This is a genomic window from Streptomyces sp. RP5T, from assembly GCF_003933965.1.
Classification (GTDB): domain Bacteria; phylum Actinomycetota; class Actinomycetes; order Streptomycetales; family Streptomycetaceae; genus Streptomyces.
On sequence record NZ_RSAJ01000632.1, the window covers coordinates 1 to 4556 of the forward strand.

The following is a 4556-nucleotide window of genomic DNA, read 5'->3' on the forward strand; positions in this document are numbered from 1 at the left end:
GCTGGGAGGGGCGGGAGGCGCTGGGGGACATGGCGCACGCGTACATGTACGCGCAGCGCACCGCCGACGGGCGGATCGCGCTGGGCGGGCGCGGGGTGCCGTACCGCTTCGGGTCGCGCACCGACAGCGACGGCCGGACGCCGGCCGAGACGGTCGAGGCGCTGCGGGAGATCCTCGTGGGGTTCTTCCCGATGCTGGCAGGGACGCGGATCGAGCCCGCGTGGTCGGGGGTGCTGGGTGTGCCGCGTGACTGGTGTGCGTCGGTGACGCTGGACCGTTCGACGGGGCTCGGCTGGGCGGGTGGTTACGTCGGTTCGGGCGTCGCGACCGCCAATCTGGCCGCCCGGACCCTGCGGGATCTGGTCCAGCAGGATTCCGGGCAGGGCGGGCGGACCGAGCTGACGGAACTGCCGTGGGTGGGGCACAGGGTGCGCAAGTGGGAGCCGGAGCCGTTGCGTTGGCTGGGGGTGCAGGGCATGTACGCCACCTACCGCGCGGCGGACCGGCGCGAGTTCGGCGGGCACGGCGTGGAGTCGTCCCGGCTGGCACGGTGGGCGGACCGGATCGCCGGGCGGCATTGATCGGGTGCGTCGGGCGGCGTACGGGGTCAGCCTCTCGGTGCTGACCCCATGACTGTTCGCCTCCGGCCCGGCAACCGGCCCGGCCCCTGTCAGGCCACGGATTCCGGTACCGGCGCCTGTGCGGGAGCTCCCTGCTTCGGGGGCTTCGCGGTGACCATGAGGCCCGCGATCAGGCCGGCCAGGAGCATGATGCCGGCGGCCCACCAGATGGCGACGCTGTAGCCGTGCACGACGCCCTCCTTGACGACCAGCGCCTTCTTCGCCGGGTCGGTCAGGTGGGCGCTGATGTAGGCGGTGCTGCTGGTGGTGGCGATCGTGTTGAGCAGGGCCGTGCCGATCGAACCGCCCACCTGCTGCGAGGTGTTGACGGTCGCGGAGGTCACCCCGGAGTCCTGCGGGGCGACGCCCGCGGTGGCCGTGGAGAACACCGGCATGAAGGTGAGGCCCATGCCCAGGCCCATGAGGAGCAGGGCGGGCAGGATCTCGGTGGTGTAGGAGCTGTCCACGGTCATCCGGGTCAGGAACAGCATGCCGCCCGCCGCGAGGACCATGCCGGGGACCATGAGCATGCGCGGTGCGACATGGTTCATCAGGCGGGCCGAGATCTGGGTCGAGCCGATGATGATCGCGGCGGTCATCGGCAGGAAGGCCAGCCCGGTCCGCACGGGGGAGTAGGCCAGCACGACCTGCAGGTAGTAGGTCATGAACAGGAACAGGCCGAACATGCCGATGACGGCGAGGCCCATGGTCAGGAAGCAGCCCGCCCGGTTGCGGTCCTTGACGATGTGCAGCGGGAGCAGGGGGTAGGGGGCCCGGGACTGCCACCACACGAAGGCCGCGAGCAGGACGACGCCTCCCGCGATGAGCGCCACCACCAGGGGGTCGCTCCAGCCGCGGGGCTGGGCCTCGCTGAAGCCGTAGACGATGGCGACCAGGCCGCCGCAGCCGAGCAGGACCCCGGGCACGTCGAGGCGGGCGCCGGCGTGGCCGGGGCGGTCGTGCAGCAGGGCGAGGGCGCCGAAAACGGCGATCACCGCGATGGGCACGTTGACGTACAGGCACCAGCGCCAGTTGAGGTACTCGGTGAGCAGTCCGCCGACGATGAATCCGATCGCCGAACCGGAGCCCGCGAGGGCGCCGTAGATGCCGAAGGCCTTGCCGCGTTCCTTGGGGTCGGTGAAGGTCGTGGTCAGCAGGGACAGGGCGGACGGGGCGAGTACGGCGGCGAAGGCGCCCTGGAGGGCGCGGGCGGCGAAGAGCATGCCGGAGCCGGTGGCCGCGCCGCCGAGCGCGGAGGCGGCGGCGAACCCGACCAGGCCGATCACGAAGGTGCGTTTGCGGCCCACCAGGTCGGCGATGCGGCCGCCGAGCAGGAGCAGTCCGCCGAAGGCCAGCGTGTAGGCGGTGATCACCCATTGCCGGTTGCCGTCGGACATGCCGAGGTCCAGCTGTGCGGAGGGGAGCGCGATGTTCACGATGGTGGCGTCGAGGACGACCATCAGCTGGGCGAGGGCGATGACCACCAGGCCCCACCAGCGACGGGGATCTTCACCTGTTCGGGTGACATTCACCTGGTCAGAAGACCATGAATCGGTACGGGTCGCATCTGGGCGTGTCATGGCTCCAGGACCACCTTTCCGGTCGTGCCGCGGGTCTCCAGCGCGTGGTGCGCGGCGGCTGCCTCGGCGAGCGGGAAGCGTTGTACGGCGGGGGTGAGGCGGCCTGCCGCGGCTTCGGCGAGGGCGCGTTCTTCGAGGGTGCGGAGGGGGTGGGGGCCGCCCGCCTTCCGGGCCATGACGGGCCCGAGGACCTGCTCGGAGACGCCCTCGACGAGGTAGGGGCGGCCGTCGTGGATCCCTTCGCCGGACCAGCCGAAGACGATGTGGCGGCCGTTCTCGTCCAGCAGGGCGACGGACTCGCGGGCGATGTCCCCGCCCACCCCGTCGAAGACGACGGTGGCGGGCCGGCCGCCGAGGTGGGCGCGGACCTTGCGGGGCCAGGAGGAGTCCGTGTAGTCGACGGCGAGGTCGGCGCCGCCCGCCCGCACCCGTGCCGTCTTCGAGGGTCCGCCCGCGAGACCGATGACGGTCGCCCCCGCGTTCTTCGCGTACTGCACGAGCAGCGTGCCGATGCCTCCGGCAGCCGCCGGGATCACGACCACGGAGTCCGGGCCGAGCTCGGCGAACTGGACGATCCCCATGGCCGTACGGCCCGTGCCGATCATGGCGACCGCCTGGGCGAAGTCGAGGGTGCCGGGGATCTCGTGGAGGCGGTCGGCGTCGGTGACGGCGAGTTCGGCGTAGCCTCCGGGCGCGAATCCGAGGTGGGCGACCACGCGCTTGCCGAGCCACGCGCTGTCGACGCCCTCGCCGAGGGACTCGACGGTGCCGGCCACCTCACGGCCGGGGATGGTGGGAAGCACGGTCGGCTGGGGCAGCGGCCCCTGGTGGCCCTCGCGCAGGGCGGTGTCCAGGAGATGGACTCCGGCCGCCCGTACGGCGATCCGGACCTGACCGGGGCCCGGTACCGGGTCCTCGGTCCGCTCGTAGGTGAGGTTCTCGGCGGGGCCGAAGGCGTGCAGGCGGATGGCGTGCATGGGGCGGAACCCTCCTGTGTAGGTGTGCACCCACCCTCCGACCTCAAGCATGCTTGAGGTCAAGGGCGTTCCGGCCGAGGGCCAGCGACACGGCCGTGAGCGCGCTGGTGAAGGAGACCTCCGAGAGGACCCCGGGCGCCGCGACCTGGTCGCCCGCGAGGTAGACCCCGTCGCCCCGGTCGACTGCGGGCCGGTCGCGCCAGCTGGTGCCGGGCAGGTCGACGGCTCCCGTACGACCGTTCGCGACGGACTCGCGCCGCCAGGTGACGCGCTCGCGCCAGCCGTCGAAGGCGAGATCGAGCAGCTGCTCGGCGCGTGCGACGCCGTCGGCCCTGGACTCGTGCGGGGCGATCGGGATCTGCCCCTGGAGGAGCTGTTCGCCCGCGGGGGCCAGGGTGCGGTCCTGGGCGGTGAACCGTTCGATCCAGCCGGGGGAGTCGAGGTCGGAGACGGCGAAGGCGTCACCGCGCCGGGTGCGCAGCGCGAGGTCGATCAGCACCGTACGGCCGCTCGGCCAGGTCAGCGAGTCGTCCCGGAGGAGCCGGCGGGCCGCGTCGAGGGAGGTGGCGACGACGACGGGGGTGTCGGTGGGCAGGGTGTCGACGCGGGACAGTGTCTCCATCCGCACGCCCAGGTTCCAGGCGCGGGCGGCCATCCGGTCGACGACGCCGGCCCAGCCGCCGCGTGGGTAGTGCGCCTCGGGCGGCAGCCTGGTGGCGCGCCGCAGGCGTTCCTGCACGAACGCGGCGGACAGGGCGCCCGGGTCGTGGTGGAAGAGGGCGACGGCGGAGTAGTGGGCGGCGGCGCGGGCGCCCTCCTCGCCGGCCTGCCCGGTGGCCCAGGACAGGAAGTCCATGTCGACCGGGGCCTGTTGGGCGCTGCGGCGCAGCAGCTTGAGCATCGCGAAGGGCGGGGTGCGGCGCAGCGCGCCCTTGTGCCGCAGGCGCAGCCGGGCCGCCTCCAGGGGCGGGAGCGGGGCGAGCGGTCCGATGAGGTCGCGCTGCCGGAGCCAGGACCAGTGCGGGCCGCCGCTGTAGAGGGCGTGCGGGCCGTCGTTCGTGCGGTAGGGCCCGTCGGCGGTCCTGGCCCGGCCGCCGAGCGTGTGGTGGGCCTCGTACACGGTGACCTTGACGCCCGCCTCGGCGGCGGTGATCGCCGCGGTCAGCCCGGCGAGGCCGCCGCCGATGACGGTGATGCGGTGCATGGCTGGGGTTCTCCCTCTGCTCGGGGTCGCGTCTTCATGTCGTCGTCGGTATGACTCGTCGAGGGCGCCGGAATGTGACATGGAGGCTGTTCGCGCAGGTCAGGGGGATTGTCAGTGGTGGGGTGCAGGATGGGGGCATGGTGAGCCGAGGGACGGGTGCGGGCAGGGTGAAGGG

At 72.9% G+C, this 4556-nt stretch carries 4 protein-coding genes; 1 reads left to right on the plus strand and 3 read right to left on the minus strand.

Annotated elements, in window-relative coordinates:
• Window positions 1-581, plus strand: a 581-nt coding sequence (locus EHS43_RS37995) for an FAD-dependent oxidoreductase (RefSeq protein ID WP_185806588.1), incomplete at its 5' end; no start/stop codon positions are given.
• A gap of 89 nt (window positions 582-670) precedes the next feature.
• On the opposite strand, the gene EHS43_RS38000 is transcribed toward EHS43_RS37995, so the two are convergent.
• From EHS43_RS38000 to EHS43_RS38010, 3 genes are read right to left on the minus strand one after another with little or no spacing between them, the layout of a single operon-like run.
• Window positions 671-2152: an MFS transporter gene (locus tag EHS43_RS38000; protein ID WP_125195166.1), complete on the minus strand. Its 1482-nt coding sequence runs from the start codon at window positions 2150-2152 to the stop codon at window positions 671-673.
• A gap of 44 nt (window positions 2153-2196) precedes the next feature.
• Entirely contained in the window at window positions 2197-3177 is a 981-nt protein-coding gene (locus tag EHS43_RS38005; protein ID WP_125195167.1) for a zinc-binding dehydrogenase, read from the minus strand.
• A gap of 43 nt (window positions 3178-3220) precedes the next feature.
• On the minus strand, window positions 3221-4381 hold the full coding sequence (locus tag EHS43_RS38010; RefSeq protein ID WP_125195168.1) for an NAD(P)-binding protein: 1161 nt from the start codon (window positions 4379-4381) through the stop codon (window positions 3221-3223).
• Between the last annotated feature and the right edge of the window lie 175 nt (window positions 4382-4556).